This is a genomic window from Pseudomonas sp. HMSC063H08, from assembly GCF_001813645.1.
In the GTDB taxonomy this organism is placed as follows: domain Bacteria; phylum Pseudomonadota; class Gammaproteobacteria; order Pseudomonadales; family Pseudomonadaceae; genus Pseudomonas; species Pseudomonas aeruginosa.
This window is the reverse complement of sequence record NZ_KV813563.1, coordinates 1-490: the sequence shown is the minus strand read 5'-3', so window position 1 is coordinate 490 and position 490 is coordinate 1. Positions and strand designations below refer to the sequence as shown.

The window sequence follows — 490 nt, the reverse complement described above, 5'->3', positions numbered from 1 at the left end:
ATGAATTCGCGGTTGCGCTTGATCTTGCCGTCTTCAAGTTCGAAGGAATGCAGGAAGTGGTTTTCGTAATAACCTTCGGGATATCCGGGGAAAAGAATCTTGCCGTGACCGTCGCATTCGACCCAGAAATGATTGGGGTCGTCGGTTCCGAATATATTTATGTTGTACCACTCCCAATCGGGAAAGCACTTCAATGACCAGGCGGCATGTTCCGCAAGTTTGTCTTTGCCACGAATGACGATGGGCGAGCCGGTATCGGTGGTCCATAAACCGCCACAGCCGTCCTCGACGAAAAGTTCATGGCGGCGCAGGCGATCCTGGCCTTTGGTATTCATGTACTTCTCGACGGTGGCGCGATTCTTTTCGCGAAGTTCGTTGGCATCGGTGAAACCGATTGGATTTGTCGTGTCAGGCATCGTCAATGCTCCTTGGCGGTAGATGTCATTCAAGTGGGAATACCGTCACGTTTTATTTGCGGAACGGCTATTCC

The 490-nt window shown here is 51.2% G+C and carries 1 protein-coding gene; it reads right to left on the bottom strand.

The window, feature by feature from the left end; all coding sequences use genetic code 11:
* Positions 1 to 416, bottom strand: a 416-nt coding sequence (gene phzB, locus HMPREF2924_RS26315) for a phenazine biosynthesis protein PhzB (protein ID WP_070700723.1), incomplete at its 3' end; no start/stop codon positions are given.
* Between the last annotated feature and the right edge of the window lie 74 nt (positions 417 to 490).